This is a genomic window from Streptomyces niphimycinicus, from assembly GCF_018883605.1.
GTDB classification, from domain to species: Bacteria; Actinomycetota; Actinomycetes; order Streptomycetales; family Streptomycetaceae; genus Streptomyces; species Streptomyces niphimycinicus.
This window is the reverse complement of record NZ_JAHLEM010001377.1, coordinates 1-312: the sequence shown is the minus strand read 5'-3', so window position 1 is coordinate 312 and position 312 is coordinate 1. Positions and strand designations below refer to the sequence as shown.

Here is a 312-nt window from a genome sequence, read left to right as displayed (position 1 = left end):
CGGCTGCGCGGCATCGCCGCCGAGCTGGCGGCCGGGCTGCGCGCGGGAGAGCCCTGTGCGGTGTGCGGGGCGACCGAGCACCCGGACCCGGCCCGGCCCGGGGCCGGGCATGTGGACCGTACGGCGGAGGAGACCGCGCTGGCGGACTACCAGCGCGCCGAGGAGATCCGCGAGGAGGCCGAGCGCACCCGGAACGCGCTGCGCGAGGCCCACGCGGGCGCGCAGGCCACGGCGGAGGGCGAGGACGCGGCCGAACTCGACCGGGCCCTGGCCGAGTTGCGGGCCGCGTACGCCGAGGCCCGTGACGCGGCG

1 pseudogene is annotated in these 312 nt (G+C 80.4%); it reads left to right on the top strand.

Features of this window, described 5'->3' with window-relative positions:
• A pseudogene (locus KN815_RS49805) lies at positions 1-312 on the top strand (AAA family ATPase); the annotation flags it as partial.